1 protein-coding gene is annotated in these 2,436 nt (G+C 31.7%); it reads right to left on the reverse strand.

Annotated features, from left to right (window positions below; all coding sequences use genetic code 11):
• Positions 1 to 843 precede the first annotated feature (843 nt).
• Positions 844 to 2,184: a HEAT repeat domain-containing protein gene (locus ACP6PL_RS30295; RefSeq protein WP_426549087.1), complete on the reverse strand. Its 1,341-nt coding sequence runs from the start codon at positions 2,182 to 2,184 to the stop codon at positions 844 to 846.
• Positions 2,185 to 2,436 lie beyond the last annotated feature (252 nt).

Consider the following 2,436-nt stretch of genomic DNA (forward strand, 5'->3'; position numbering starts at 1 on the left):
ATAATTGATAATTGATAATTGATAATTGATAATTGATAATTGATAATTGATAATTGATAATTGATAATTGATAATTGATAATTGATAATTGATAATTGATAATTGATAATGAATAATTACCTCTAGTTAAAACCGTGAGGGAATTGAATATCAGGAAATATTATTTCTTTTTTTTTCTTTGAAAAAAGAGGTTTTTAAGCTGAATAATTATTAATTATTCGGTGATTTGATAGAGAAAAACATTTTTATTATCGCTAATTAATAATATTTTATATATATTAATAGGGAATTCAGGATTTGAGCTGTTCCCTAAAATCAAACATAACATAAGAAATTAATATACCGGATATTAGGATATAAGCAGGTAAACAAAATAAATTACACATTGAGCAAAGCTGAAATCCTTACTGTCTAAATATCACTTGTGTAAATAATTCTGTATAGGTGCTTAATACTAATTTTGAAAAAATAATTCTACAAAAAGGTGTATCTTGCTCAGAGATCCTTAAAAAGAGTTGCTAGAATTTATTTCAGATACTATCTCGATCATTTTTCCCTTTTTTTTCAAAATTTACTCCTTCTTTCCTAAATAACTAAAGCCTTATTCCTTTTTCTATCTAACCTACAGAGATTGTATGCAACATCCCTACCATTTTCCACAAACATCCATCAAAATCGTTTAAACCTCTTGCAAAAGTTTTAATTAAATTAATTCAAGAATAGAATCAACAATTTTGTTCCCCCTATTCCCTATTCCTTATTCCCTCTCTTAGTCAGCATTCCCTTGCGTCTTACGCCGACGCGGGGTCGCACCGCTATTCCCTGACTTATGCAAGAAGTCTTCTAAATTTTATTAAATTTATTCATCTCTGCAATAGCTATTTCTATTCCAGTTTTTAACTGTGAGTTTAAAGTTGCTTCCTGAGACAAAGAAAGAAGTTTTTGATATGCTTTTTCTGCATCTAATTGTTTCATTGCTGCTACAGAATGAAGTCTGACACTATTATCCTCATCTTCTAAGAGTTGAATGAGATAATCTAAGGCATGAATATTTCCTAAATATCCCAGAGCTAAAGCCAGAGTTTTTTTCACATAAACACTTTCTAAACTAAGATTACCACTGACAATAAATTCAATCAAAATATCTGTTGCTTGCCATTTTAATTCCGGTTTTTCCAACTTGCCCAATGCCGCAATCATTTCATTCACAATTTGTGCCTGATAATGTTCTTCAACCAAGAAATTATATCCCAGTAAATTTTGCAAATATTCTAAGGATACTTTAGTTTCAATCCAACCTAAAGCACGCACTGCATCTATCTTTAAAAAAATTGGTACTGTCGCAGTTTTTAACAGTTCAAATAAAGCCGTCGCTGCTGAATCTGTACCAATTTTTCCCAGAGCGATCGCTGCTTGTTGAGAAACTTCAAAATTTATATCCCATAGTAAAGATTGCAGCAACTTCACCAAACCTAATTCTTGGTGTAAATTAGCATAACCAACTAAACCCATTATTGCTGCTTTTCTAACTTTTGCTACTGTATCTTTTAGAGCATAAATTAATACTATAGGAATGCGTGAGTCACAATAATTATTTAAACCAGATATCGCTGCAATTCGTACTTCATTATTTTCATCTTTAACTACACTTAACAATGCGGGAATTGTACTAATACAATTGATTTTACCTAAAGCTTTTGTTACCAATAATCTTAACTTTGAATTTGCCAATAGATCTGTTAATAAATCAATTCCTGAATCGCCAAAATTTGCTAAGGTTTCTGCTGCTATTTCCTGTAAATCTTCCGCCTCTGAGCTAACAATTATATTTCCCATAACTTCTAGGACTTCTTCACTGTTAAACTCGGCCAATATCTTAGTTACAAACCAACGCTCTTCTAGGTCTATTTCTCTATCCTTAAGAATTTCAATTAACGGAGAAATAGCTGGTTTACCAATTTGCTTAAACAGTTTATCAATACCCCATTTTTCTTGAAAATCTCCATTCTCTAAAACTTCTATCGCTAAGTCAATTACCTCATCTAGAGCAACATTTTCCCATGACAATGTTGAAGTAGTTTTATTTGATTTACTCTCTGAGATAAATTGCTGTAAATAATGATTAACTAAAGACCAATTTAGTTGTTGAGCTGCAATTTTTGCTTGTTCGAGAAGATTTGACATATTGAAGAAGGAGGAAGAAGGAAGTCTAGTAGTGAACCGACACAGCTAAAATGGTACATTATTCATCTCCATCTAGCAGGTGCTTGAGAAAATGAAATTACTATTGCTCTATACGCAATAGAAGAGAAATTTCACTATTCACCTGCCAGATGGAGGCGCTTCAGGAAATGATTTTATTATTGCTCTATACGCAATAGTAGAGAAATTCCACTATTCACCTGCCAGATGTAGGTGCTTCAGGAAATGATTTTA

The sequence above is a fragment of the Dapis purpurea BLCC-M126 genome, from assembly GCF_050015975.1.
Classification (GTDB): domain Bacteria; phylum Cyanobacteriota; class Cyanobacteriia; order Cyanobacteriales; family Microcoleaceae; genus Trichodesmium.

What these genes read in the sequence shown, in the direction of transcription:
- ACP6PL_RS30295 (WP_426549087.1), bottom strand. Translation starts at nt 2,184, where the DNA reads ATGTCAAATCTTCTCGAACAAGCAAAAATTGCAGCTCAACAACTAAAT.